The organism is Bradyrhizobium sp. USDA 4502 (assembly GCF_054063355.1).
Window position 1 is genome coordinate 2,549,076 of record NZ_JBSSGF010000001.1, and the last position, 26,112, is coordinate 2,575,187.

Sequence of the window (26,112 nt, forward strand, 5' to 3'; positions counted from 1 at the left end):
TATGTGACTTGAGCTGAACGGCAGCGGCACGGCGCTGACAGAATGGGTTCACCTAGGTGAAATCGCGGTAAGTTGGCCGAGCCGGCCGCTGTCCGGAGGGCGCCCTAACGACGGTTTTCGTCGTGAAAATGCGTCAAAACTAAAGGCTAACGCGTCACAGGGTCGCTTGCCGTTATCCCATCGCGCCGATATAAGCCCCGGCAACTCCCAGCCAAGTTTACAAGGACGAAATCATGGCGATTGAACGCACCTTTTCGATCATCAAACCCGACGCCACCGAGCGCAACCTGACCGGCGCGGTCAATGCGGTGATCGAGAAGGCGGGCCTGCGGGTCGTGGCGCAGAAGCGCATCCGCATGACCCGCGGCCAGGCCGAGACCTTCTACGCCGTCCACAAGGCGCGTCCGTTCTTCGGCGAGCTGGTCGACTTCATGACTTCGGGCCCGGTTGTGGTCCAGGTGCTGGAAGGCGAGGGCGCTATCCTGAAATATCGCGACGTGATGGGCGCGACCGACCCGTCGAAGGCCGCTGAAGGCACCATCCGCAAGCTCTATGCGAAGTCGATCGGCGAGAACTCGGTGCACGGTTCGGATGCGCCGGAGACCGCGGTGATCGAGATCGCGCAGTTCTTCGCCGGCAACGAGATCGTCGGCTGACACCGTATTGCTGAAAGTGGCGCGGTCTCCCGAGGAGACCGCGTCGAAGTAGAACCGGGGAGCGGCGGACGACCGCCGCCAGGGGCGGCCGCAAGGCCGAATAGGACTCGCTGTGGACTGGCTGTGGCAGATCTTTGATCCGGCGTACATCGGCGCGTTCTTCACCGAATTCAAGAACGAGATGGCGACGCCGACGTTCTGGGTCGCCGTCGGCAAGATCATCTGGATCAACGTCCTGCTGTCGGGCGACAACGCGCTCGTGATCGCGCTCGCCTGCCGCGGGCTCGCGCCGCGCCAGCGCCTGTGGGGCATGATTCTCGGCGCCGCCGCGGCAGTGCTGCTGCGCGTCATCTTTACCGGCATCGTCGCCAGCCTGATGGAGCTTCCCTATTTGAAGCTGGTCGGCGGACTGGCGCTGATCGTGATTGCCGCCAAGCTGCTGGTGCCGGAGCAGGAGGACGAGGACAGCGTGCACGCGGCCGCGCATCTGTGGGCCGCGGTTCAGATCGTCGTCGTCGCCGACATCGTGATGAGCCTCGACAATGTGATCGCCGTGGCTGCCGCCGCTAATGGCAGCGTGCCGCTGCTGGTGCTCGGACTTGCGATCAGCGTTCCCCTGATCGTTGCCGGCGCGGCGCTGATCATGGCGCTGCTCACCAAGCTGCCGGTCCTGGTCTGGGCCGGTGCCGCGCTGCTCGGCTGGATCGCGGGTGACGTCATCGCGACCGATCCCGCCGTGCATCCGAAGCTGGACGCGCTGTTCGCCGGACCGCTCGGTACCAAGCTCGATTCCTGGCTGACGTCGGTCGGGATGTCGCCGCAATTCGCCCATGGCGGCAATGGCGGCGAGATCGCGCTCGCGGTGCTCGGCATCATCGTGGTGCTGGTCGTGGGGTCGATCTGGCGCCGCCACGCACTCCGCAAGGCCAAGCACGCCGCCAAGGCGGCGTGAGCCCTAAATCGCGATGCGATTGGGTCGAGCTCGTTGTTTGAGCATGATCTCCGCGCAAACGCATTCCGCGTTTGTCGCGAGGGAAAACCGCTTCGCACTTTTCCGGATCATGCCCTAGCGCCGCACGATCGAGCCGGCGCGCCCGACCAGCCGCGCCAATTGCTTGAAGCGGCTGCCGACGCGGTCGGCGACCAGATCCACCATCCGGTGCTCGAACACCAGCATCAGCTTGCGGCCCTGGGTGCGGAAATGGGTTGCCGGCAGCACGCCGGTGCGCGCCGCCGTGATCAGATGCGCGACGCGAAATGCGGCGCCGAGCACGCGGGCGCGCTCGTCCATCGCCGGCGTCACCAGCGCGCGGATCTGCGGCGGCGGCTCGTTTTCCTCGCTGAGCCCGGCGTAGCGATAGAACACCGAGAGCGCGACGAAGGCGCGGCCCTGATGCGTGATCGAGCCGAAATTGCCGTTCATGATCAGGCTGAGGGTTTCCTCGCCGCGATGATCGGGATGCACCCGCCAGCCGATGTCGGAGAGCAGGCAGGCGACGTGCCGCAGCCTGCGGTCTTCCTCGGTCTCGCGTAGCCTGACGACGCGCACCAGCCGGTCGGTCCACGCCGTCAGCTCCTGGGCGTGGCGGGCCGAGCGCGACAGCAATTCGTTGAGATTCTGCGCGGCGCAGAGCAGTCCGTCCTTGGCGCGTTCGGCCTGCGGCAGCATCTCGTAGAGCAGGCCCTCGCGTACGCCGAAGGTCGAGAACACGATGGTCTTCGGCTGGGCCACGCGGATGATGTATTCGAGCACGAGCGCGGCATAGGCCAATAGCGGCCGCCGCGCGTCGGCGACCGACTCGATATTGGCCAGCATGTTGGTGGCCGCCAGCCGTCGCAGCCGCTGCGCGAAGTCGAGTGCGTCGGCCGCCGGGATCGAATAGCCGTGCATCACCTTGAGCGGGTAGCCGCTCTGGATGATGTGAATGCGCGCCAGCGCACGCCAGGTGCCGCCGACGGCATAGAAGGTGCGGCCGCGGCCGGTCTTGAGCTGGGCGACGCCGAGCAGCTCGTTCTTGACGATGCGTTCGGCGCGCTTGAGCGATTTGTTGGAGAGGTCCTGCAGCGCGAGGCTGCCGAGCGGCAGCGTCACGCCGCTGCGCACGCGGCTGCCCTTGACATCGATCAGTTCAAGCGAGCCGCCGCCGAGATCGCCGACGATGCCGTTCGGATTGTGCACGCCCGAGACGACGCCGAGCGCGGATAGCTTCGCTTCACGCGGCCCGGTGAGGATCTCGATCTTGGCGCCGCAGATGCGCTCGGCCTTGGCGATGAAGTCCGGACCGTTCTTGGCGTCGCGGCAGGCCGCGGTCGCGATCGCGTAGACGCGGCCGACTTGCTGGATCTTGCACAGCGCACGAAAACGGCGCAGCGCGGTGAGCGCCTTGTTGACGGCATCGGTTGCGAGCAGGCCGGTGCTCTGCACCTCGCGCCCGAGCCCGCACAGCGCCTTCTCGTTGAAGATTGTGATGAGGCTGCGCGCCATCGCCTCGTAGACCACGAGACGAACCGAGTTCGAGCCGATATCGATGACAGCGACGCTGGAAGCGCGCTTCCGCGGCCGCTTCACCGTAAGGCCCCCTTAAGACGATGGCTGCTGACGCTCGTTGCGACGCGTGAGACGGCGCGGTGAAGATTCCTTGAGAGACTTACCACGGCCGGACAGACTCGGATTTGTCATAAAGTAGTCATGCAGATTGAAGGGCTCTTCGCCTTTCGCGGCCTTCATACGCGTTGACGACCCATCCGGCAACAATTGCCAGCTTTGCTCGGTGTCCTTCAGGTTCGCGACCATGATCTGTTCGAGAACCTGCTGATGCACCGTGGGATTTTGCAGCGGACAGAGAACCTCGACGCGGCGGTCGAGGTTTCGCGGCATCATGTCAGCGGACGAGATATACACAGCAGCTTTTGTGCTCGGCAGGCCCTGACCCATGCCGAAGCAATAGATTCGGCCGTGTTCCAGGAACCGGCCGATCACCGATTTGACGCGGATGTTCTCCGACAGTCCCGGCAGCCCCGGCCGCAGGCAGCAGATGCCGCGCACCACGAGCTCGACCGAGACGCCGGCCTGCGAGGCCTCGTACAGCGCGTCGATGATATCAGGGTCGACCAGCGCATTCATCTTCATCCAGACCGCGCCGGGCCGGCCGTGCTTGACGTGGGCGATCTCGCCGTGGATGTGCTCGATGATCCGCTTGCGCAGCGTCAGCGGCGACACCGCCATCTTCTCGATGTCGCTCGGCTCGGCATAGCCGGTGATGTAGTTGAAGACCCGCGCGACGTCGCGGCCGATGATCGGATCCGAAGTGAAGTAGGAGAGGTCGGTGTAGATGCGCGCGGTGACCGGGTGATAGTTGCCGGTGCCGGTGTGCACATAGGTCGTGAGATTGCCGCCCTCGCGGCGCACCACCATCGACAGCTTGGCATGCGTCTTCAATTCGATGAAGCCGTAGACCACCTGCACGCCGGCGCGTTCGAGGTCGCGGGCCCAGCGGATATTGGCTTCCTCGTCGAAGCGCGCCTTCAGCTCGATCAGCGCGGTCACCGACTTGCCGGCCTCGGCGGCTTCCGCCAGCGCGCGCACGATCGGCGAATTGTTCGAGGTGCGATAGAGCGTCTGCTTGATCGCGACCACGTCGGGATCGCGTGCCGCCTGCTGCAGGAACTGCACCACGACGTCGAAGGATTCGTAGGGGTGATGGACCACGAGGTCCTTCTGGCGGATGGCGGCGAAGATATCGCCGCCATGATCGCGCACCCGCTCGGGGTGGCGCGGCACATAGGGCGGGAATTCGAGGTCGGGGCGATTGAGGCGGGTGAGCTGCGACAGCTCGTTCATCGCCAGCACGCCGTCGACCAGGATCACTTCGTCGTCTGCGGCCGACAAGGCGTGCTGCACGAAGATGCGCAGCTCTTCGGGCATCGTGGCCTCGATCTCGAGCCGGATCACCGACCCGCGGCGGCGCCGCTTGAGCGCGGTCTCGAACAGGCGAACGAGATCTTCGGCCTCTTCCTCGATTTCGAGTTCGGAGTCCCTGATGATGCGGAATGCGCCTTGGCCCTTGACGGTGTAGCCGGGGAACAGGCGGCCGATGAAGAGACCGGTGGCCTGCTCCAGCGTGATCAGCCGCGCCGGCGCGCCTTCCTTGGTGGAGGGGATGCGGATGAAGCGGTCGATCTTGCCGGGCATGCGGATCAGCGCGTTCATCGCCTTGCCGTCGGAGATCCGCGACAATTGCAGCGCCACCGTGAAGCCGAGATTCGGGATGAACGGGAAGGGATGCGCCGGGTCGATCGCCAGCGGCGTCAGCAGCGGGAAGATGCTGTGGAGGAAGTGATCCTCGATCCAGCTGCGCTCGGACTTGGTGACGTCGCGGCCGTCGACCAGCTGGATGCCGACCTTGGCCAGGATATCCCGCAGGTCGCTCCAGATCGCCTGCTGGTCGGAGGCGAGCTGCGAGACGGTCTTGTTGATCATCACGAGCTGATCGGCCGGCAGCAGGCCGTCCGGGCTGCGCTCGGTAATGCCCTCGCGGACCTGCGCCTTGATGCCGGCGACACGGACCATGAAGAACTCGTCGAGGTTATTCGCCGAAATCGACAGGAAGCGGACCCGCTCCAGCACGGGATGGCCGAGATTGACCGATTCCTCGAGCACCCGCCGGTTGAAGTGCAGCCAGGAGAGCTCCCGGTTGATGAAGCGTTCGGGGCTGGTCGCGATTGCGGGAATGGCGGGAAATTCCGCCTCTTTTTCTTTGATTTCAGTAGCTTGTGCCGAGTCCATAAAGTGCTGGTCCAATTCAGGGCAGGGCCGGGGCGGTGTAGCCGAGAGCCGCAGAGACCATGTGATATTGCGATGACGTTTCGATGACATTGATGTTCCGCTCGCCTGCGCCGTCAAGCCGCGGGATGGATCAGGCGTCGCGCAACAGCTCCGCCGCCAGCGCCCGCGTGACGGGACGGCCGAGCCGGAGTGCCTCGGTATCCAGGAGCTCGACCGCCTGCCGGACGGCAACGTAGGAACGCTCGATCCGGTTGCTCAGATAGCTGACCAGCGGTTCGTCCACGCTCATCTGGCGGTCGGCGCAGAACTTGACAATCAGGCCGCGGAACAGCTGGTCGTCCGGCGGCAGCAGCGTCACGGTCGGCACCGCGCGGAGCCGCGACCGCAGGTCGCGCAATTCGATCTCGAACGCCGAGGGCGGAATGCGCGCCGTGATCAGCACGTAGGCATCGTCCTGGCGCGCCAGATTCATCAGATGAAACATTGCGCGCTCGTCGAAATCCGCCGGCCTCAGGTCTTCGACGACGAGCGCACCGGTCGCAAGCGCGGTCGGCACCGTGTCGGCGGTCAGCGCATGCGCCGCGGTCGAGCGCGCGCCGGCGCTCTCGGCCCAGATCGCGGCGAGGTGGCTTTTGCCGGAGCCGTCAGGCCCGACCAGCAGCATGATTCGGTTTGGCCAGTCCGGCCAGCCGTCGATCAGCGCCAGCGCCGCCTCATTGGCAGGGCCCTCAAGGAAATCGTCGCGGGTCAGCTTCTCCTCGTGCGGCAGGGCCAAGGCCAATTGACGAGGTTGAACGCTACTGGCCACGCAGGTCTCCAAACCACTTCATTTTAGCCATGCGCAAACGCGTCGCGTTTGTCGCGGGAAAACCGGCTTCCACTTTTCCGGATCCCGCCTACCGAGCTTCGATGGTGCTCATGTGCCGCACCCACTCCACGAGATAGAGGGACACCGAACCCAAAGTAAAGATCGTGACCAGGCCCATCAGGATCAGGTCGTAAGGATGTGGCTGAAAGCCGAAGCCGAGCGAGGCCAGCACCAGCGCTGCGAACGCGACCTGCGCCACCGTGTTCAGCTTCGACACCATCAGCGGCTTCATCTCGACCGGCTTGTCGAACAACCATGACACAATCACGGCGGAGACGATCATGATGTCGCGTGACACCACGAGAATCACGATCCAGCGCGGCACCGCGCCCCAGATTCCGAGCGCGACATAGATCGACACCAGGAGCGCCTTGTCGGCGAGCGGATCGAGCAGGGCGCCGAGCTCGCTCGTCATGTTGAAGCGCTTGGCGAGGAAACCGTCGACCGCGTCCGAGACGCCGGCGATCACGAAGATCGCGAACGCAATCTCCATCTGGCTGGACACGATGGCCCAGACGATCACCGGCACCAGGATGATGCGGCCGAGGGTGATGATGTTCGGAATGCTCAACTTGGATCGCTTCCCGGCTAGAAGCCTGATTTTACTCGATATCCGGCTCTTTTGCGCAGCCGCCTTGTGTTATCTACATAGTATCGCGGCGGCAGCGCCGCGAGCCATTGCGCGGGGGCGGAATTCCTCGTAACCAGCCCCTGATCATCTGGAATTGGGCATGACCGAGCGCAAAAACGGGCTCACTTACGCGGATTCGGGTGTCGATATCGACGCCGGCAATCGACTGGTCGATCTGATCAAGCCGATGGTGCGGGCCACCGCGCGGCCTGGCGCGGACGCCGAGATCGGCGGTTTCGGCGGGCTGTTCGACCTCAAGGCCGCCGGCTTCAAGGATCCGGTCCTGGTGGCCGCGACCGATGGCGTCGGCACCAAGCTGAAGATCGCGATCGAGACCGGCATTCATGGCGGTATCGGCATCGATCTGGTCGCGATGTCGGTCAACGACCTCGTCGTGCAGGGCGCGGAACCGCTGTTCTTCCTCGACTATTTCGCCTGCGGCAAGCTGCACCCGGAGGCCACCGCGCAGATCGTCGCTGGTATCGCCGAGGGCTGCCGCGAATCCGGCTGCGCGCTGATCGGCGGCGAAACCGCCGAGATGCCCGGCCTCTACAAGGATGGCGATTACGACCTCGGCGGCTTTGCGGTCGGCGCGGCCGAGCGCGGCACGCTGCTGCCGACCGCGAATATCGCGGCGGGCGATGCCGTGATCGGGCTGGCTTCCTCCGGCGTGCACTCCAACGGCTATTCGCTGGTGCGCAAGATCGTCGAGCAGTCCGGCGTCGCCTATGACGCGCCGGCGCCGTTCGCGCCGGTCATGACGCTTGGCGCAGCGCTGCTGACGCCGACCAGGCTCTATGTGAAATCCTGCCTGCGCGCGATCCGCGACACCGGCGCGGTGAAGGGGCTCGCCCACATCACCGGCGGCGGCTTCACCGACAACATTCCGCGCGTGCTGCCGAAGCATCTCGGCGTCGGCATCGATCTGGCGCGGCTGCCGGTGCTCCCGGTGTTCAAATGGCTGGCCGAGCAGGGCGGCATCGCCGAACTCGAACTGCTGCGCACCTTCAACTGCGGCATCGGCATGATCGCGATCGTCAAGGCTGATGCGGTCGACGCCGTGACCGAGGCGTTCACCGCCGGCGGCGAGACCGTGACGTTGCTCGGCGAGGTGATCGAGGCCAAAGGCGAGCATCGCGTGATCTATAACGGTCATCTCGATCTCTCGCGATGAAGCGCCGCGTCGCCATCCTGATCTCCGGCCGCGGCTCCAACATGGCCGCGCTGATCGAGGCTGCGAAGGCTGCGGATTTCCCAGCCGAGATCGTGGCCGTGATCTCGAACCGCGCCGATGCCGCCGGGCTCGAGAAGGCGGCCGCCAGCGGCATTGCGACCATCGTCATCGAGAGCAAGCCGTTCGGCAAGGACCGCGCCGGCTTCGAGGCCGTGCTGCAGCGCACGCTCGATGACAGGCAGGTCGAGTTGATCTGCCTCGGCGGCTTCATGCGGCTGTTCACCGCCGAGTTCGCGCGGCACTGGTACGGGCGGATGCTCAACATCCATCCCTCGCTGCTGCCTTGCTTTCCGGGTCTCGATCCGCACGGCCAGGCGTTGCGTGCAGGGGTCAAGCTGTCCGGAGCGACGGTGCATTTCGTGATCCCGGAGACCGACGCCGGACCGATCGTGATGCAGGGCGCGGTCACGGTCGCTGACGACGACACCGCCGAGACGCTCGCCGCGCGCGTGATCACCATCGAGCATCGCATCTATCCGGAGGCGCTGCGGCTGCTGGCAAGCGGCCGGCTCAAGCTCGAAGGCGATCTCTGCAAGACCCTGGGCAGCGGCGCAACCGACCATACGCTGATCGCGCCGGCGCCCTAGCGCGCGGTTGCAGGAGACATCCCCCGGGGTGATGCGGCCGGGGGAGGCATCAGGATGAATTCCGCTGGCAGCGGCGTTCAGTGAACCTTGAGGTTCTCTGCCGACGCCTTGCCGCGGTTCTCCACCAGCTCGTACTCGACGGACTGGTTCTCGTTCAATGTGCTGAGGCCCGCGCGCTCGACCGCCGAGATATGGACGAACACGTCCTTGTCGCCGACGGCTGGCTTGATGAACCCGTAACCTTTGGTCGGGTTGAACCATTTGACGGTACCCTTCGGCATCGTCTCTCTCCCAGTTTAGACATAAAAAAGACGCGGCCACGTTTTCCACGTGCCACGCCACAAGCGGACTTTGCGCTGTCTGTTCACTTCCCGGGTCGTCAGATCCAAAGTCTTCAAGTCCGAAGTTTCGCCTATCGAAGCCCTGTACATCGAAGCCTTGGATATCAACGTCGCGAAACGCACAGTCGAACGGCCGCAATCCGATTGTGAGGGGATTGCAACACGAAAATTGCGCCTTAGCAAGCGCGGTGGTTTTGCGTGACGCAACCTCAGCCTGTGCCGGTCAAGCTTCGGCGCAACCTGTTCGGCCACTGGCCGACTGCCGGTGGAACCTGGGGCGCACCAGGCGAACGGCGCGCGCTAACCCCGGTCCACCCGCACCACGCGGCCCTTGTCGATCGCGAGCGCGAGCTGGCCGTGCTTGAGCTTGAGCGCGGCCTCGCCGAACAGTTCGCGGCGCCAGCCGTGCAGGGCGCCGACCTCGGCCTGATCGCTGGCAGCGATCTGCTCGAGGTCGTCGACGGTGGCGATCACCTTGCTGGCGACGCCGTGCCGCTCCGAGGTCATGCGCAGCAGCACCTTCAATAGTTCGACGGTCGCCGCACCGTTGGAATTGTTTCTCGGCTTTTCCAGCTTGGGCAGCGTGGCCTGGTCGCGGGCGAGCCCGCGCTGCACGGCAGCAATGATGTCGGCGCCCCATTTCGAGCGCTCAAAGCCCTTCGGCAGCGAGCGCAGATTGCCGAGCTTCTCCAGCGAGGTCGGCGCATGGGTGGCGATATCGCCGACCGCATCGTCCTTGAGCACGCGTGAACGCGGCACGTCGCGGCTCTGCGCCTCCTGCTCGCGCCAGGCCGCGACCTCGATCAGCACCGCGAGCTCGCGCGGCTTGCGGACGCGGGTCTTGAGCCGCTCCCAGGCGCGCTCGGGATGGAAGTCGTAGGTCTTCGGCGAGGTCAGGACCTCCATCTCCTCGCTGACCCAGTCACTACGGTCGCGCTTCTTCAGATCGGCATCGAGGGCTGCGAACACTTCGCGCAGATGGGTCACGTCGGAGACGGCGTAGTGGAGCTGCTCGTCGGTCAGCGGCCGGCGCGACCAGTCGGTGAAGCGATGGGTCTTGTCGGGGCGGTGGCCGGTCACGCGGTCGACGAGCTGGTCATAGGCGATGCTGTCGCCATAGCCGAGCACCATGGCGGCGACCTGGGTGTCGAAGATCGGATGCGGGATCGTGCCGGAGAGGTGCCAGACGATTTCGATGTCCTGCCGCGCGGCGTGGAAAACCTTGAGCACGGCCTCGTTCGACATCAAGTCGAAGAACGGCTTGAGGTCGATGCCGGGTGCCAGCGCGTCGACCACGACCGCTTCTTCCGCGCTCGCCATCTGCACGACGCAGAGCAGCGGATAGTAGGTCGTCTCCCGCAGGAACTCGGTGTCGACAGTGATGACCTTGTGTTTGGCGAGCCGGTCGCAGGCGGCGGCGAGGTCGGAGGTCGTGCTAATCAAATCCATGAAGTGTCCATAACGGCTTGACCACACGCGTTCTGCCGAAAGGGCAGCTATGTCAAGGGTCTTGCAGGGATTTTGGCCCTGCGCGGGGTGAGGGACGGGCCGTTTTTGAATTGATTGGGCGTGATTCGAGGGTGTTTTCGGCCCGGTCGTGCCGGCAGTTCGTCGGTCGTCCGCCATCTTCGGTGTCACCGCCCGGCTTGACCGGGCATGACGAACGGGGGCTGAGCGCCACAGGCGATAGCCCGCTGGCGCCGGGACGCACGACCAAAATATCGAAAACAACCCCATGCAAAGGAGCCGACAGCTAGCGGTGTTCGACACGGCAAGTTCGACACGGCAACTTGACACGTCGGGCAAATCAGCGATATTTTTCCATTATTCCGAAGTCATGCGTCGCCACGCTTGGGGCTGTGACATTTGCGGACTTCTGCAACCGACCCGTCATGGTGACGAGGCGCACCGCGCCGTCATTGCGTCCCCACTTGCAGCTTTGATCGCCCGGCTCGACCGGTTGAATCCGCCCAGTATTCCAGAGACAGTTGTGCTCGAACCGAGAGGCCGCGGCGTACTGGATCGCCCGCTTTCGCGGACGATGACAGTCGTAGTGGGGGCGCGCCGCTGCGGGAGCCTGCGCCGTCGGGATGGCGATTTGGGTCAACCGGAATGCTGAGCTTTCTCGGGGGCCGGCTTGCCTGGCCGATCATGGGTGCCGTACTCTGCCAAAGCAACCTGAAGTCGATGACCAACGAGGAGCCGCTATCGTGATCGCGACGCAGCCCGGGGCTGTCACCAGCGAGCTGTTTCAAATCGCCTCTGAAGTCCCAGAACAACGCCGCGATGCAGTGCTCGAGAGCATCAACAGCATCATCGACACGAATTGGCTGACGGAGGAAAAGTTCTGGTCCCACGAACACTCTCCGTTCAAGCCCGACCACGGCATTGTCCTGCTCCATCACGGCGGTGAATGCGTGGCTTACCTCATCATTCAGCGCCTCGCCCTTGCCGGCACGTCGGTGATCTATCTCTCGGGTACCGCCGTCAGAGACACGCATCGTGGTCGCGGCTCTTTCAAGCGGATGTTCGATACCGCTATGACGGCGGAGTTCGGTCACCCGGCGGCGCCGGCTGAATTCTGCTTGTGCTGGCGAACGAGAAATCCCGTCATCTACGTGCTGGGTCGCGCGCAGTGCCGCAGCGTCGTGCCGGCTATCTCGGACGACGCGCGCGGATAATCTCGACGATCTCTGTCTCAAACTGGCTGCAACCCTGTACCCTCGTCAAACCGTCGAGAAGACGACGATGGTGATGCGGAGGGCCTATGGCCGGCTTCGCTATCGCGATGAGCCGACGACCCAAACCTCGCCGGATGTCGACCGATGATTCGCGCAGACCATCCCCAACAGCGCTGATGCGGTGTTCTGTGCCGGATTGGCGAGCAATCGCTGGTCACGGCGCTGAGCAGCGTTGCCAACGACTGGATAACCCAGGACGGGCAACTCAGTGGCAGGGGCTGCCCGCCATAGCGCGCAAAATCGAATGGCTCCGCGCGCAAATTCGTACGTCACGCCATCGTTCGCCGGGCGCCTTTGTCGCGCCGAGTGCCGAGCATGCCGGAGGTCGGATGGTGGCGCCCGAGGGGGCGACTCTGGTTTCGCCTACAGCGCCATCGCAGTCGGCGAAGGGCCAAAATACCGGCGCGTGCGCTATCTCGAATATCTGAGCGACCGAGGGCAGAGTGCGTCTTCGATCGGTCTGCTCCTTGTTTTCGCACTTTGTGAACGCGTCCAGTCTGGGGTAAACAGGTCCCTTGGCATCGTCGAACGAGGCCCATTGTCGCCAATGGCCCGCAGTCGGACGGATCACAATGCCGGAGAAACAGCCAAGCGCCGATATGGAGGCTGCTCTCAAGCACTGGCTCGAAACCGTTGATCTCGGCCAGTACAGCGACCTCTTTGTCCTGCATCGCATCGGTTTGGACATCCTGCCCGATTTGACCGAGCAGGATCTGGTCGAACTTGGACTTCCGCTGGGAGACCGCAAGCGCTTGCAGCGCGCGGTTGCTTCCCTGACCCGTTCGGCAAACGGTCCCGCCGGCGGCAGGAGCGTCGCGGAAGGCGCAGCGGTGAGCGCCGAGCGGCGCCAGCTGACCGTGATGTTCTGCGACATGGTTGGTTCGACCTCGCTGTCCGAACAGTTCGATCCCGAAGACGTCCGCGACATGATCGCGAGCTTCAGGGAAAAGTGCGTCAGCGTGGTCAAGCGGTACGAAGGCTTCGCGGCCCGCTACCTCGGGGACGGCATTCTGGTCTATTTTGGCTATCCGAATGCCCATGAGGATGACGCCGAGCGGTCGGTGCGTGCGGCGCTCGAAATTGTACGGAGCCTGTCGTCGGCGAGAGCGAGTGACGCCCGCGACGTTGCAAGTCATGGGCCCAGTGTGCGCATCGGGATTGCGACCGGCCTTGTTGTCGTCGGAGACCTGGTTGGACAGGACACTGAGGAGCACGATTCCGCAGTCGGCGAGACGCCAAATCTGGCTGCCCGTCTGCAGGCCTTGGCGCCTCCGGACGGCGTCGTCATTGCGTCTTCGACGCAATCCCTGCTGAGAGGAAAGTTCGACTACCAGGACTTCGGATTTCACGCGCTGAAGGGGATATCCGCGAAGGCCCAGGCCTGGCTCGTGGTTCGGCCCTGCCGCGCCGAGACGCGATTTGCCGCGGCCATGGGCTCCAGATTGACGCCGCTGGTCAACCGCACCGAAGAGGTGGCGTTGCTGCTCACGCGTTGGCAGCAAGCGAAAGCCGATGAGGGGCAGGTCGTGCTGCTGACGGGCGAGCCGGGAATCGGAAAGTCCAGGATCGTTCAGGAATTGCGGGAGCGGATCGCGGGTGATCAGCACGGACAAGTTTCGTTCCAGTGCTCTCCCTATTACAGCAGCACCGCTTTTCACCCCTTCATCGAGCATCTCAAATTCGCGCTCGGCCTTGACGGCGAGAACGCGTCTGCGCTTTGGCTGACAAAGCTTGAAGCCGGTGTCGCCGCCTCGAACGGCGAGGCGGCGACAGTGGTGCCGATCCTTGCGGCGTTGCTTTCAATTCCCACCGGGGACCGCTACGCGGCCCTGGATCTCTCGCCGCAACAGCTGAAGGATGCGACGATCGCCACGCTCGTCAACCATCTGCTCGCGCAAGCGCGCGAGCAGACGCTCCTGATCGATTTTGAGGACGCACATTGGATCGATCCCACCTCGCGGGCCGTGCTCGATCTGCTGGTGGAGAACGTTCGCACCACGTCGATCCTTGTCGTGATCACCTGTCGTCCGGAGTTTCAGCCGGGCTGGAAGGATCACGCGCACACCATCAGTGCGAACCTCAAGCGTCTCGGCCGACAGGTCCGCACGATATTGGTCGAACGTGTGGCTGGAGAAAAGGAGCTTCCCCGAGAGGTGATTGAGGACATCATCGTCAAAACCGATGGCGTGCCGCTCTTCCTTGAAGAGCTGACCAAGGCCGTTCTCGAATCCGACGTCTTGACTGAGCAACATGGACGTTACGTCTTGTCCGGTCCGTGGCGTCAGCTCGCTATTCCCGCGACATTGAACGATTCCCTGATGGCCCGCCTCGACCGGATGGGATCGTTCAAGAAAATCGCGCAGATCGGCGCCACCATCGGCCGCGAGTTTTCTTATGAGATCCTTCGCGAGGTTGCCGAAGCGCCGGCGGACCGGATCGAAGCCGCCCTGAACCATCTGGAGGCAGCCGGATTGATCGTCCGCTTCGGCTTTCTGCCGGAGGCGCTGTACTCGTTCAAGCACGTGATGATCCAGAATGCGGCGCATGAAAGCTTGTTGCACAGGGAAAGACGGACGCTGCACGCCAAGATCGGACGCGTGCTGGCCGAAAAATATCCGGAAAAGATCGAGCGCGAACCGGAGCTTCTCGCCTACCACCTGACCGAGTCTGGACAAAGCGAGCCGGCTGCGGGTTTCTGGCTCAAGGCCGGAAAGCAGGCCGCGATGAAGGGTGCGACTCTGGAGGCGATCGGTCATTTGCGTCGTGGGCTCGGGGTTCTGCAAGCCTCACCCGGCATGCAGGGCCGAAACGAGTCCGAGCTTGAGCTTCGCATCGCCCTGGGTACCGCCCTGATCGCGGCAAAGGGATACGCCGTGCAGGAAGTCGAGGAGAACTATGTTCGCGCGCTCGAACTCGGCCGGAATCTTGGCAACATGGCGAAGGTCTTTGCGGCGACGCGCGGACTTTGGGTGTGCCACTTCATCCGCGGCGATCTCGCACGGGCGCATGAGCTGAGCGCGGAGCTCCTGCAGTTCGCAAGGCGCGAGGCATCGAACCAAAGTTCGTCCGCGACGCAACAGACGGGATATCTGATCGAGGCGCATCGGGCGATCGCGATGACCATGCTGTACCGCGGGCGGTTTGTCGCCGCCGAACATCACCTTCATCGCTTCAGGAATCTGTACAGTCCTGATCTACACGGCGCCCTGACGGCAACGCATGGCATCCATCCTGGCATCGTCTCGCTCTCGTATCTCGGGTACGTGTCGTGGTTTCTGGGCCGTCCTGACGCGGCGCGCCGATATAGCCAGCAGGCTATTTCGGAAGCGGAAGACCTTCGCCACCCCTTCACGCTGTCATTTGCGCTGACATTCGGCGCTTACGTTTGCCAGCATCTCCGCGATGTCGAAGGGACCCACGACTACACCAACAGGGCACTGGCTCTCTCATCGGAACACGGCTTCCTGCATTGGAAGCATCAGACGACCATCCTGCGAGGATGGGCGATGACCGAGCTCGGGAATGTCGATGAGGGATTGAACCAGATGCGAATGGCTATCGACGGCTATGAGGGCATGAGCGCCCGGCTAGCCAGTTGCTGGTTCAGAAGCCTGCTCGCGAAGGCTTATGCAAGTGCCGGCTTGCCGGATGCTGCCTTGCACGAACTCGACAGCGCACTGGCGATCGGGAGAAGAACGGGAGAGCATTTTTACGAAGCTGAGATCTATCGTCTGCAAGGTGAGATGACGCTCAATGATTCGAGATCATCGTCCGTTGAATCCGCCGAGCGAATGTTCCTCGCCTCGATCGAGCTGGCGCGCAGGCAAAGCGCGCGGTCCTTTGAATTACGGTCAGCTGTCAGCCTGGCGCGCTTATGGCGACATTCCGGCAAACAGGCGCGAGCAGCCGAGCTGCTGCTACCCGTTGTCCGAACATTCACGGAAGGTCTGCTTGCGCCTGACGTCAAGGAAGCGCTCGAGCTTGCGAATGAACTGGCAATGGAAATGCCCGGAGATCATGAATGGAGCGGGCGGGTCTGAGGATAGCGAGGCCCCCCGGCGCCATCCGCCCCCTTACGCCTGATCGTCGTCACCACGCATCGCAGATGAATGATGGTGTTCGCTTCGGCCCAAGGTTCGCTAGGGCGGCAACGTTGGGTGGATGCTGTTCCGGCGGTTTGCGCCGGATTGATCAGCGGTTGGCGATGCTGCTGGCCTCGATTGGCGAGGCAACGTCGTCCCGTTCGATCCGGGCTTCGTTCGCGCGAATGCGTGACGGCCATCCGTGCCGCGAGGCCAGCGTCGTCAGCCTGTCCCTGACGAGATAATGCGCGGGGCCTTCGAGGAAGCGCCAGACGAGCCATGCCAGCACCACCATGCCCGTCACGACCAGCGCGGTCGACAGCGCGTCCGGCGTTGGCGTGATCAGGAGCAGGATGACGTAGCCGAGCTGCAGATGCAGCAGATAGAGCGGATAGGTGATGCCGCCGACGGCCCTGACGAGGCCTGCAGGCAGGGCTACCGACTTGATGCGAGTGGCGGCGAACACGATGCCGAGCGATACGATGCAGATCACCGTCACGACGCGGGGATCGAAGCTGCCATGGGTGTGGACGCCGAGCCGCTCCAGCTTGTGCACGGCCTGGAACGTCGCCGTGCCGATCGCCAGCGTCAGCAGGCTGTAGAGCCTGGTGTCGCGCCGTCCGCGGTAATGCTCATAGATCAGGAGCCCGACGGCGAAGAAGCCGCTGTCGTCGGCCATGAACAGCTTCTCGAACAGCGGAACGTCGAGGGTCAGCTCGTTGGCGAAGGTGATTGCGATCCACGCCACGATGATCGTGTCGATGCGCCGCGGAAAGATGCCCCAGGTCAGGAACAGCGCGATCCAGACGTAGAACACGACCTCGATCACCAGCGACCAGTAGGCGTCGTCCATGTAGGGCTGACCGAGCATCGGGGCCGCGATGAACAGGTTTGTCAGCCATTGCCCCCACGTCACGTGGAAGTACGCGTGGCCCAACAGCAGCGTCGCGAGGAAGGTCAGCGTCATGCAGATGACGAAGGTCGGATAGATCCGGCTGAAGCGGGCGATCGCGAAACCGACCGGCGTGCGGCCTTCGGCGGAATAGGCGATGACGAAGCCGGAGATCGCGAAGAACACGGGGACGCCGAGGAAGCCGTATTGCGCGACCGGGGCGAGGTACGGCATTGCCACCTTTTGCACGCCGTTCGATGCCACGCCCCAGAAGCCGTAGTGATACAGGATCACGGCCCCGACCGCGGCAAGCCGCAGCAGGTCCAGCACGGGAACCCGGGTCGGATCCGGTTGTTTAGAAGCGCTCGGCATATATCCGCTATCGTGGCGGCGAGGCATGAAGGCGTTCTTAATCCACCCGGCGAAACGACCGCGCGGTCGTTCACGATTGCAGGAGCCCCGTGGCGATGCCGCCAGCCGCGCTGAGCACGACCACCACGAGCGGCGGCGCGCGCCATGCCGTGAGCAGGACGAAGCCGGCCAGCGCGATGCCGAAATCGAGCGGACGGTGGACGCTGCTGGTCCACACCGGATTGTAGAGCGCGGCCCCCAGAAGGCCGACGACGGCGGCGTTGACGCCGCGCATCATGGCCTGCGCCGCCGGCCGTTTGCGAAAGCTATCCCAGAACGGCAGCGCCGCGAGCAGCACGAGAAGTCCCGGCAGGAAGATGCCGACGAGGCCGACGATCGCGCCCGGAAGGCCGCCGATCACGGCGCCGAGATAGGCGGCAAAGGTGAACAGCGGACCCGGCACCGCCTGCGCGGCGCCGTAGCCCGTCAGGAACGCATCGTCGCCGATCCAGCCCGGCGTCACCACGGCTTCGCGCAGCAGCGGCAACACGACGTGGCCGCCGCCGAACACCAGCGCGCCCGAGCGGTAGAAGGCCTCGAACAGGCCGAGGCCGGGCCATGTCCGCGACAGCAGCGGCAGTCCGACCAACAGCGCGACGAACAGGATCAGCGCTGCGACGCCAACGCGGCGCGATACCGGCATCGCGATATGGGTGACCCCGTTGGCCTGTTGCGCCTGGCAGAACCAAAGCCCGGCGACAGCGCCGAGAATGATCGCGCCGATCTGCGCGATCGACGACGAACTGGCGAGGATGACGAGTGCTGCGACCGTCGCGATCGAGGCGCGTTCGCGATCGGGGCAAAGCGAGCGCGCCATGCCCCAGACGGCCTGGGCGACGATCGCCACCGCAACCAGCTTGAGGCCATGCACCAGGCCGCTACCCGCAGGGCCGCTCAATCCGCTGGCGCCGAAGGCAAACAGCACGAGCGCGATCGCCGAGGGCAGCGTGAATCCGGTCCAGGCGGCCAGCGCCCCCAGGTACCCGGCGCGCATCAGGCCGAGCGAAAAGCCGACCTGGCTGCTCGCAGGGCCCGGCAGGAATTGGCAGAGCGCGACCAGATCCGCATAGGCCTGTTCGTCAAGCCAGCGCCTGCGGGTGACGAACTCGTCGCGGAAATAGCCGATATGGGCGATCGGGCCGCCGAAGCAGCTGACGCCGAGCTTGAAGAAGATGAGCAGCACCTCCAGCGGCGAATGCGTCGAGCTCGCGGTGGCGGGCGGTGTGCCGGGCTGCGGGACGTCGGTGTTGTTCAAGCGTCGTCAATTCCCGCAACTTGTGTCCAGGTCAGGACTTGTCAGCGCGAGTATATCGCCATTCGATGACGTTTGAGCGCGTTATTTCTCGCGGCTCTCACTCGTAGCGGATGTTCTTCGACGGCCGGCGCGCGGCGGGCATCGCCAGCACGACGAGACAGAGCGCGATCATCGCCAATCCCATAAATTCGAATGCAAATGCGTCCACGGGCCATTCTCCCCCATCAGAAACAGTTAGACTTGTTGGGGGAGCGTTGACGCGCTGTTAAGCCTTATGGTTACCGCTGCCGGCCTCGGCGCATGGTGGAGAGTGAGTTAACGCTCACATCGCGAAGCTAGGCGGCTACGCTGAGCGGTCCGGTGCGCAGCTTCAGATCCACCGGCGTCGGGTTGCGCAGGATGTCCAGCACGGGGCAATGACGGTCGACGGTTTCCTTCAGCCGGGCGATGTCGGCCGCGGAGGCCGGGCTGTCGATGGCGACCTCGGCCTCGATCTGCTGGAAACCGGCTCGCACGTTTGGATCGACGCTGAAGAAGCCACGCAGATCTATGGCGCCCGACAGCTTGACGGAGACGCCGTTGAGAGGAATGCCGATCGCGTCGGCATAGAGCCGATAGGTGATCTCCTGGCATGAGCCGAGCGCGGCGAGAATGTACTCGACAGGGTTCGGTGCGGTGTCCTTGCCGCCCAGCGCCGGCGGCTCGTCGACGCTGACGTTGAATTGCCGGACCGTGACGCTGCTGTTGATGCCGTCGCCGAGTTGCGAAGTCGCCTGGAACACGGCCTGCGCCTGCGCCGGATCGGCGCCGAGCTCCTGTTGGGTGTCTGCGAAAACCTGCTTGAACCTGAAGCTCATGTTCGTCTTCCCCATGGCATCGATCATGAGAGGCTGATCGAATGGCTCATGCAGGGCAATAGTCGCGAGATAAAAACGACACCAGCCCCGCGAAGCGCGAAATTTGCAGCAGCATTTTTCCCGCGCGCGTAGATGCGTAGGATGAGTAGAGCCAACGGGGCCGCGCAAGGCGCGGCCCGATGATAGAACTCCGCGAAACCCATAGTGGTGCCGCTCGCGAGATGAGCTGATGGGTTTCGCTGCGCTCTACCCATCCTACGGGCTACCCATCCTGCCGTGTCACGCGGCGAGGGCGTCCTGGTTGATCTCGCCCTTGGCGAGCGCCGTCAGCAGCGTGTCGACGTGTCGCTCTTCGTCGAGACTGTCGTGCAGCAGCCGCTGGTCGTCGCGCAGATTGAGCTGACCGGCGAGGGCGGCCGCGCTGCCATAGGCGGCGATCTCGTAATGCTCGAGCTTCTGCGCCGACGCGACGAGGCCGGCATCGCGCAGATTGTCGTCGGGCAGCAGCGAAACCATCTTGGCGGTCTCGTGGATCAGCGCCTGCATGGCCTGGTCGGTGTGCTCAAGCGGATCGGCCCCGTGCATCCGCAGCAGCGACTTCAACCGCTCGCCCTGCACGATGGTCTCGCGGTGATGGCGGCTGAACGCATCCTTGAGCGACGGATGCGAGGCGATCTCCGCCATCCGCGCTAGCGCCACGGCGAGCTGATCCTCGACGCTTGCGAGTTCCTGAAGCTCGGCGACATACATGTCCTTGAAGCTGGTGATCCTCATCGTGAAACCTTTCTTGTTTCTTCGTTGTTTCGGCGTTCAGGCGGTGTGGCCGCCGGAACCGGAATCGACCGGCGTCTTCTTGGCGCGTTGCGGCGTCATCTTCGCCGGGTCCGGTTGCCCGGGCACGCCGCGCGGCCCGAGTTGCCGGCGCTGCAGATCGTCCTCGGAGAAGGGCGGCTCGACGCCGTTCGGGTTGCTGCGCTCGATCGCGGTTTTCAGGTCGTCATCGCGCTGGTTCATGCTGGCGCTCCATCAACAGGCGGCACGGAACCTGGATCGGACGAGGCCGCACGTTCCGCGCTGACCGGCCAACGATGCGCGCGCGAAATCGTTGCAAACAAATCGGGGGCGCGGCGCTACGCCACGAGCTTCGGCAGCGCGGCCGCGAGCGCATCCACCGCAAAGCGGATCTTGAGTGGCAGTCGCGGCGTCGGCAGCCACAGCGCGTGGCAATCGTAGGGAAATTCCCCGCTGTCGCCGAGAACGCGGACCAGCGCGCCGGTGTCGAGGCGTTCGCGCACCAGCCAGGAGGGCAGCCACGCCAGCCCCATGCCGCGCGCTGCGGCATCCGCGATGGCTTCGAGGTCGTCGAGCCTGAGCCGCCCGGCCGGCCAGACCTCGTGCGGCGCAAGACCGTCGCGCGGGAACAGCCAGGGGCGAACGCGGCCCGAGCGGCGGTAGACGATCGCCTGGTGCCGGCCGAGCTCGTCGAGCGTGCGCGGCCTGCCATGGGCCTTCAGATAGGCGCGCGAGCCGCACACCACCATGCGCTGGCGCGCGATGCGCCGCGCGATCACGCCGGATTGCTCGTTAAGCTCGCCGGTCCTGATCGCAAGGTCGTGACCGCCCTCCATCAGATCGGCGATCGGATCGCCGAACGCGAGATCGAGCTCGAGCGCCGGATATTTCTGCGCGAGCTTCAGCAGCGTGGGGACGATGCAGTAGCGGCCGAGCAGCGCCGGCATCGTCACCCGCAGCCGCCCGCGCGGCTGCGACGATTGATCGGAGGCGAGCGCGTCGGCGGCCTCGGCCTCGCCGAGCACGATGCGGCAGCGCTCGTAATAGGCTTGCCCTGAATCGGTCAGGCTCTGCCGCCGCGTGGTGCGATGGAGCAGGCGGACGCCGAGCCGTTGTTCGAGGAAGCGCACATGCTTGCCGACCATCGGGGCCGACATCTCGAGGGCATCGGCGGCGGCCGCGAACGAGCCGAGATCGACCGCCCTGACGAAGACGGCCATGCTGCTGAGGCGATCCAATTCAAAACTCCTGGTTTCGATTGTCGGAGCTACCGGGTGATTTATCCGGCGATCGCCGCCGGGCATAGCGGCATTCCATTCAATTGTTTTGGAGTTCGCCCATGGCCCGCGTCGTCCGCTTTCACCAGCATGGCGGTCCCGAGGTGCTGCGTATCGAGGAGATCGCGGTTGCGCCGCCGGCGCCCCGCGAGGTTCAGATCCGAGTCAAGGCGCTCGGGCTCAACCGCGCCGAGGCCTCGCTGCGCCGGGGCAGCTATATCGAGACCGCGACGCTGCCGTCCGGCCTCGGGCTGGAAGCCGCCGGGATTGTCGCGGCGATCGGCGAAGGCGTCGAAGAATTTGCGCCGGGCGATCCCGTGAGCATCGTGCCGCCGGTCTCGATGGTGCGCTGGCCGGCCCATGCCGAGCTCGCGACCTTTCCGGCGGAGCTTGTCGTCAAGCATCCGCCCGCGCTCGGTTTTGAAACGGCCGCTGCGGTGTGGATGCAGTATCTCACCGCGTTCGGTGCGCTGGTCGATCTTGCAGGGCTCGGGCGAGGCGAGTTCGTCGTCATCACAGCGGCGTCGAGCAGCGTCGGGCTCGCGGCGATCCAGAGCGCCAACCGTATCGGCGCGGTCCCGATTGCGGTGACGAGGACATCGGCCAAGGCGCAGGCGCTGCGTGAGGCCGGCGCGGCGCACGTGATCGCGTCGGCGGAGCAGGATCTGCAATCAAGGCTGGAGCAGATCGCGGGACCGAACGGCGTGCGCGTGGTGCTCGATGCCGTCGGTGGCCCCGCCTTCGTGCCGCTGACGGCGGCGATGGCACCCGGCGGCATCCTGATCGAATATGGTGGACTCAGTCCTGAGCCGACGCCGTTTCCGCTCGCCAACGTGCTCGGCAAGAGCCTGACCCTGCGCGGCTACCTCGTGCACGAGATCGTGCGCGATCCCGCGCGGCTTACCGCGGCGAAGGCGTTCATCCTCGACGGGCTTGCCGATGGCACCTTGAGGCCGATCATCGCCAGGACGTTTCCGTTCGAGGAGATCGTCGAGGCGCACCGGTACCTGGAGTCGAACACGCAGTTCGGCAAGATCGTGGTGACGGTGTGAGGGTCGCACCAGCGTCATTGCAAGCGAAGCGAAGCAATCCATCGGCTCGCATGCACGGAGGTATGGATTGCTTCGTCGCTGCGCTCCTCGCAATGACGGCGGAAAGACCTCACGTCCCGCAGAACGTCTGCGTCACGCGCTGCTCGGGGAGCGGCGGATCGGCGTAGGCCGCGAACTGCGGCTCGTCCTCATAGGGTTTTGCCAGCACCGTCAGCAATTCCTCGAACGGCGTGTAGTCATCCAAGTTCACCGCAGCCGCAATCACCGCCTCGATCCGGTGGTTGCGCGGGATGAAGGCCGGATTAACGGCACCCATCGCGGCCTTGCGATCGGCCGGCGTTTGCGGCTCCAGCGCGAGGCGGGTGCGCCAGCGGGCGGCCCATTCGTCGAACGCCGCGGGATCGGTGAACTGCGCGCGGACGTCGGCGGCGTCATCGCTTGCGGCCTCGCCGAGATGGCGGAAGGTCAGCGTGAAGTCGGCCGCGTTCTTGGCCATCGCGTCGAGCAGGTCCTGGATCAGCGCCTCGTCACCGTCGCGCACGGTGAACAGGCCGACCTTGGCGCGCAGGCCGGTATTGTAGGCTGTGGTGAACTTTTCGGGGAATTCGCCGAGGATCACTTGCGCCTGTTCGATGGCCTTCTCCTGCTCGTCCGCGAACAGCGGCAGCAGGCATTCGGCGAGCCGGGTCAGATTCCACAACGCGATGCGCGGCTGGTTGGCATAGGCGTAGCGGCCCATCTCGTCGATCGATGAGAACACCTGCGCCGGGTTGTAGGCATCAAGGAAGGCACAGGGACCGTAATCGATGGTTTCGCCCGAGATCGAGGTGTTGTCGGTGTTCATCACGCCGTGGATGAAGCCGACCAGGAGCCAGCGCGCGACCAGCGCGGCCTGCCGCGCCACGACGCCGGCGAGCAGCGCGTGATAGGGCTGGGCGGAGTCCGTCAGCTCGGGATAGTGCCTGGCGATGACATGGTCGGCGAGCGCGCGCACGCCGTCGGTGTCGCCGCGGGCGGCGAAGAACTGGAAGGTGCCGACGCGGATGTGGCTCGCGGCGACGCGGGTCAGCACCGCGCCGGGCAGCGCGGTCTCGCGCATCACGGGCTCGCCGGTGACGACGGCGGCGAGCGAGCGGGTGGTTGGGATGCCTAAAGCGAACATCGCCTCGCTGACGATGTATTCGCGCAAGACCGGACCGAGCGCGGCGCGGCCGTCGCCGCGGCGGGAGAACGGGGTCGGGCCGGATCCCTTGAGCTGGATGTCGCGGCGGACGCCGTCCTTGTCGATGACCTCGCCGAGCAGGATGGCGCGGCCGTCGCCGAGCTGGGGAACAAAGTGCCCGAATTGATGGCCGGCATAGGCCATGGCAATCGGGTCGGCGCCGTCAGGCAGCCGCTTTCCGGCAAGGATTTCGGCGCCTTCCGGCGCCGACAGCAGGTCCGGGTCCAGCCTGAGCTGGACCGCGAGCGGCCGGTTCAGCTTGATCAGGCGGGGGGCGGCCACCGGGGTCGGCGCGACGCGGGCGAAAAAGTTCGCCGGCAGCGCCGAATAGGTGTTTTGGAACGGGAAATGAATGGTCATATCCCGAAGATAGGCCTGCGGGCCGAATAGGCAAACGATTGGCGCCCATCTGGCGCCGGATCGCAGCAAAATCTGCAGTTTCGGGCCAAAAGCGGGCGTTCCCTTGGTTGCCGCCCCGAGCGGGCTCGGGTAAACCCAGCGCCTTCGGATAGGAAGTTTCCTATCGCGATTCTCCTCCGACATCAGTTTTTGGAACGACTATGCATCGCTACCGGTCACACACATGCGGCGCGCTCCGAGAGGGCGATATCGACCAGACGGTCCGGCTTTCGGGTTGGGTTCACCGGGTCCGCGACCATGGCGGCGTGCTGTTCGTCGATCTGCGCGACCATTACGGCATCACCCAATGCGTGGCCGATCCGGACTCGCCGGCGTTCGCCGAGGTCGAGAAGTTCCGCTCCGAATGGGTGGTGCGGATCGACGGCAAGGTGCGCCGCCGTCCCGCCGGCACCGACAACCCCGAACTGCCGACCGGCATGGTCGAGATCTACATCAAGGAGATCGAGGTGCTGGGCCCGGCGGCCGAGCTGCCGCTGCCGGTGTTCGGCGAGCAGGAATATCCTGAAGATATCAGGCTGAAATACCGCTTCCTCGACCTGCGTCGCGAGAAGCTGCACCAGAACATCATGACCCGTGGCGCGGTGGTCGATTCCATGCGCAAGCGGATGAAGGAGCAGGGCTTCTTCGAATTCCAGACCCCGATCCTGACGGCGTCCTCGCCGGAAGGCGCGCGCGACTTCCTGGTGCCGTCGCGCATCCATCCCGGCAAGTTCTACGCGCTGCCGCAGGCGCCGCAGCAGTACAAGCAGCTGTTGATGATGTCGGGCTTCGACCGCTACTTCCAGATCGCGCCGTGCTTCCGCGACGAGGACCCGCGCGCCGACCGTCTGCCGGGCGAGTTCTATCAGCTCGACGTCGAGATGAGCTTTGTCACCCAGGACGACGTGTTCGCGGCGATGGAGCCTGTGATCACCGGCGTGTTCGAGGACTTTGCCAAGGGCAAGCCGGTGACGAAGAACTGGCCGCGGATTCCGTTCGCGGAGGCCGTGCGCAAATACGGCTCCGACAAGCCCGATTTGCGCAACAAGATCGTGATGCAGGAAGTCTCCGAGCACTTCCGCGGCTCCGGCTTCAAGGTGTTCGCGCGCATGCTCGAAGACCCGAAGAACCAGGTCTGGGCGATCCCGGGCACCGGCGGCGGCAGCCGCGCGTTCTGCGATCGCATGAACTCGTGGGCGCAGGGCGAAGGCCAGCCCGGCCTCGGCTACATCATGTGGCGCGAGGGCGGCGAGGGCGCAGGTCCCCTGGCGAACAACATCGGCCCCGAGCGCACCGCTGCGATCCGCGACCAGCTCGGCCTCAAGGAAGGCGATGCGGCGTTCTTCGTCGCCGGCGATCCCGAGAAATTCTGGAAGTTTGCGGGTCTCGCGCGCACCAAGCTCGGCGAGGAATTGAACCTGATCGACAAGGACCGGTTCGAGCTCGCCTGGATTGTCGACTTCCCGATGTACGAGTATGACGAGGAGAACAAGAAGGTCGACTTCTCGCACAACCCGTTCTCGATGCCGCAGGGCGGCCTCGACGCGCTGAAGTCGCAGGACCCGCTGACCATCAAGGCGTTCCAGTACGACATCGCCTGCAACGGCTACGAGATCGCCTCCGGCGGCATCCGCAACCACAAGCCGGAAGCGATGGTGAAGGCGTTCGAGATCGCAGGCTATGGCGAGCAGGAGGTCATCGACCGCTTCGGCGGCATGTACCGTGCGTTCCAGTATGGCGCCCCGCCGCACGGCGGCATGGCGGCCGGCCTCGACCGTATCGTGATGCTGCTCTGCGGCACCAACAATCTGCGCGAGATCTCGCTGTTCCCGATGAACCAGCAGGCCATGGACCTGCTGATGGGCGCGCCGTCGGAAGCAACCCCGAAGCAGCTCAAGGAGCTGCACATCCGCACCAACCTGCCGGCGAAGGGTTAGGCGGGCAGGAGAGGTGCGTAGCCCGGATGGAGCGAAAGCGAAATCCGGGGCGGTCCCTCCTGCGGCGACGCTGTTCCCGGATTGTGCTTCGC

At 64.7% G+C, this 26,112-nt stretch carries 21 protein-coding genes; 8 read left to right on the forward strand and 13 right to left on the reverse strand.

The annotated features are described in order from the left end of the window. The first annotated feature begins 233 nt into the window (after positions 1-233). The gene (gene ndk, locus ACVW1B_RS11495) at positions 234-656 is read left to right on the forward strand and encodes a nucleoside-diphosphate kinase (RefSeq protein WP_016847423.1); all 423 of its coding nucleotides are present in this window, start codon (positions 234-236) and stop codon (positions 654-656) included. Positions 657-768: 112 nt separating this feature from the next. Continuing rightward, positions 769-1,608 (forward strand): TerC family protein, encoded by an 840-nt coding sequence (locus tag ACVW1B_RS11500; protein WP_076831988.1) that lies wholly within the window; start codon positions 769-771, stop codon positions 1,606-1,608. A 114-nt stretch (positions 1,609-1,722) separates the two neighbouring features. Here the strand turns inward: ACVW1B_RS11500 and ppx are convergent, their stop codons facing one another. The 4 genes from ppx to ACVW1B_RS11520 form a co-directional block, all read right to left on the reverse strand. Then, positions 1,723-3,225 (reverse strand): exopolyphosphatase, encoded by a 1,503-nt coding sequence (ppx, locus tag ACVW1B_RS11505; RefSeq protein ID WP_225159070.1) that lies wholly within the window; start codon positions 3,223-3,225, stop codon positions 1,723-1,725. A 12-nt stretch (positions 3,226-3,237) separates the two neighbouring features. Further along, positions 3,238-5,442, reverse strand: coding sequence for an RNA degradosome polyphosphate kinase (locus tag ACVW1B_RS11510; RefSeq protein ID WP_076831991.1), 2,205 nt, complete (start codon positions 5,440-5,442; stop codon positions 3,238-3,240). Positions 5,443-5,572: 130 nt separating this feature from the next. Beyond that, positions 5,573-6,250, reverse strand: coding sequence for a P-loop NTPase family protein (locus ACVW1B_RS11515; protein WP_310879486.1), 678 nt, complete (start codon positions 6,248-6,250; stop codon positions 5,573-5,575). 88 nt (positions 6,251-6,338) lie between these two features. After that, complete coding sequence (locus ACVW1B_RS11520) at positions 6,339-6,881, reverse strand: CDP-alcohol phosphatidyltransferase family protein (protein WP_028332358.1); 543 nt, start codon at positions 6,879-6,881, stop codon at positions 6,339-6,341. A 160-nt stretch (positions 6,882-7,041) separates the two neighbouring features. Between ACVW1B_RS11520 and purM the strand changes: the two genes are divergently transcribed. Continuing rightward, positions 7,042-8,115, forward strand: coding sequence for a phosphoribosylformylglycinamidine cyclo-ligase (purM, locus tag ACVW1B_RS11525; protein WP_456780653.1), 1,074 nt, complete (start codon positions 7,042-7,044; stop codon positions 8,113-8,115). Next, entirely contained in the window at positions 8,112-8,762 is a 651-nt protein-coding gene (gene purN / locus ACVW1B_RS11530; protein WP_456780652.1) for a phosphoribosylglycinamide formyltransferase, read from the forward strand. Before purM ends, purN begins: the two co-directional genes overlap by 4 nt. A gap of 77 nt (positions 8,763-8,839) precedes the next feature. Here purN and ACVW1B_RS11535 read toward each other — a convergent pair whose 3' ends face one another. Both ACVW1B_RS11535 and rnd read right to left on the reverse strand, forming a co-directional pair. Beyond that, positions 8,840-9,043: a cold-shock protein gene (locus tag ACVW1B_RS11535; RefSeq protein WP_016847412.1), complete on the reverse strand. Its 204-nt coding sequence runs from the start codon at positions 9,041-9,043 to the stop codon at positions 8,840-8,842. Between the two features lie 360 nt (positions 9,044-9,403). Further along, on the reverse strand, positions 9,404-10,552 hold the full coding sequence (rnd, locus tag ACVW1B_RS11540; protein WP_456780651.1) for a ribonuclease D: 1,149 nt from the start codon (positions 10,550-10,552) through the stop codon (positions 9,404-9,406). 761 nt (positions 10,553-11,313) lie between these two features. Here rnd and ACVW1B_RS11545 point away from each other — a divergent pair. Then, entirely contained in the window at positions 11,314-11,784 is a 471-nt protein-coding gene (locus tag ACVW1B_RS11545; RefSeq protein ID WP_456780650.1) for a hypothetical protein, read from the forward strand. Between the two features lie 632 nt (positions 11,785-12,416). Further along, positions 12,417-15,884 carry an ATP-binding protein gene (locus ACVW1B_RS11550; protein WP_456821613.1) on the forward strand — a complete coding sequence of 1,156 codons (3,468 nt, stop codon included), beginning with the start codon at positions 12,417-12,419 and terminating at the stop codon, positions 15,882-15,884. A 151-nt stretch (positions 15,885-16,035) separates the two neighbouring features. Here ACVW1B_RS11550 and ACVW1B_RS11555 read toward each other — a convergent pair whose 3' ends face one another. The 6 genes from ACVW1B_RS11555 to ACVW1B_RS11580 all read right to left on the reverse strand — a co-directional run bounded on the left by ACVW1B_RS11555 (position 16,036) and on the right by ACVW1B_RS11580 (position 21,371). Beyond that, positions 16,036-17,190: an acyltransferase family protein gene (locus ACVW1B_RS11555; protein ID WP_456780648.1), complete on the reverse strand. Its 1,155-nt coding sequence runs from the start codon at positions 17,188-17,190 to the stop codon at positions 16,036-16,038. Between the two features lie 70 nt (positions 17,191-17,260). Continuing rightward, positions 17,261-18,484, reverse strand: a complete 1,224-nt coding sequence (chrA, locus tag ACVW1B_RS11560; protein ID WP_456780647.1) for a chromate efflux transporter — start codon at positions 18,482-18,484, stop codon at positions 17,261-17,263. 335 nt (positions 18,485-18,819) lie between these two features. Beyond that, a complete protein-coding gene (locus ACVW1B_RS11565) occupies positions 18,820-19,341 on the reverse strand; it encodes an OsmC family protein (RefSeq protein WP_456821614.1) in 522 nt (173 codons plus the stop codon). 279 nt (positions 19,342-19,620) lie between these two features. Continuing rightward, on the reverse strand, positions 19,621-20,115 hold the full coding sequence (locus ACVW1B_RS11570; protein WP_092086421.1) for a YciE/YciF ferroxidase family protein: 495 nt from the start codon (positions 20,113-20,115) through the stop codon (positions 19,621-19,623). Between the two features lie 36 nt (positions 20,116-20,151). Continuing rightward, on the reverse strand, positions 20,152-20,355 hold the full coding sequence (locus ACVW1B_RS11575) for a hypothetical protein (protein WP_076832011.1): 204 nt from the start codon (positions 20,353-20,355) through the stop codon (positions 20,152-20,154). 116 nt (positions 20,356-20,471) lie between these two features. Then, positions 20,472-21,371 (reverse strand): LysR family transcriptional regulator, encoded by a 900-nt coding sequence (locus ACVW1B_RS11580; protein WP_456780645.1) that lies wholly within the window; start codon positions 21,369-21,371, stop codon positions 20,472-20,474. Between the two features lie 101 nt (positions 21,372-21,472). Here ACVW1B_RS11580 and ACVW1B_RS11585 point away from each other — a divergent pair, with 101 nt between their 5' ends. Then, positions 21,473-22,462 carry a zinc-dependent alcohol dehydrogenase family protein gene (locus ACVW1B_RS11585; protein ID WP_456821615.1) on the forward strand — a complete coding sequence of 330 codons (990 nt, stop codon included), beginning with the start codon at positions 21,473-21,475 and terminating at the stop codon, positions 22,460-22,462. A 109-nt stretch (positions 22,463-22,571) separates the two neighbouring features. Here ACVW1B_RS11585 and ACVW1B_RS11590 read toward each other — a convergent pair whose 3' ends face one another. Further along, positions 22,572-24,044 carry a protein adenylyltransferase SelO gene (locus ACVW1B_RS11590; RefSeq protein WP_456780643.1) on the reverse strand — a complete coding sequence of 491 codons (1,473 nt, stop codon included), beginning with the start codon at positions 24,042-24,044 and terminating at the stop codon, positions 22,572-22,574. Positions 24,045-24,244: 200 nt separating this feature from the next. On the opposite strand from ACVW1B_RS11590, the gene aspS reads away from it, so the two are divergent. Beyond that, positions 24,245-26,020, forward strand: a complete 1,776-nt coding sequence (gene aspS / locus ACVW1B_RS11595) for an aspartate--tRNA ligase (RefSeq protein ID WP_253608901.1) — start codon at positions 24,245-24,247, stop codon at positions 26,018-26,020. Positions 26,021-26,112: the final 92 nt, after the last annotated feature.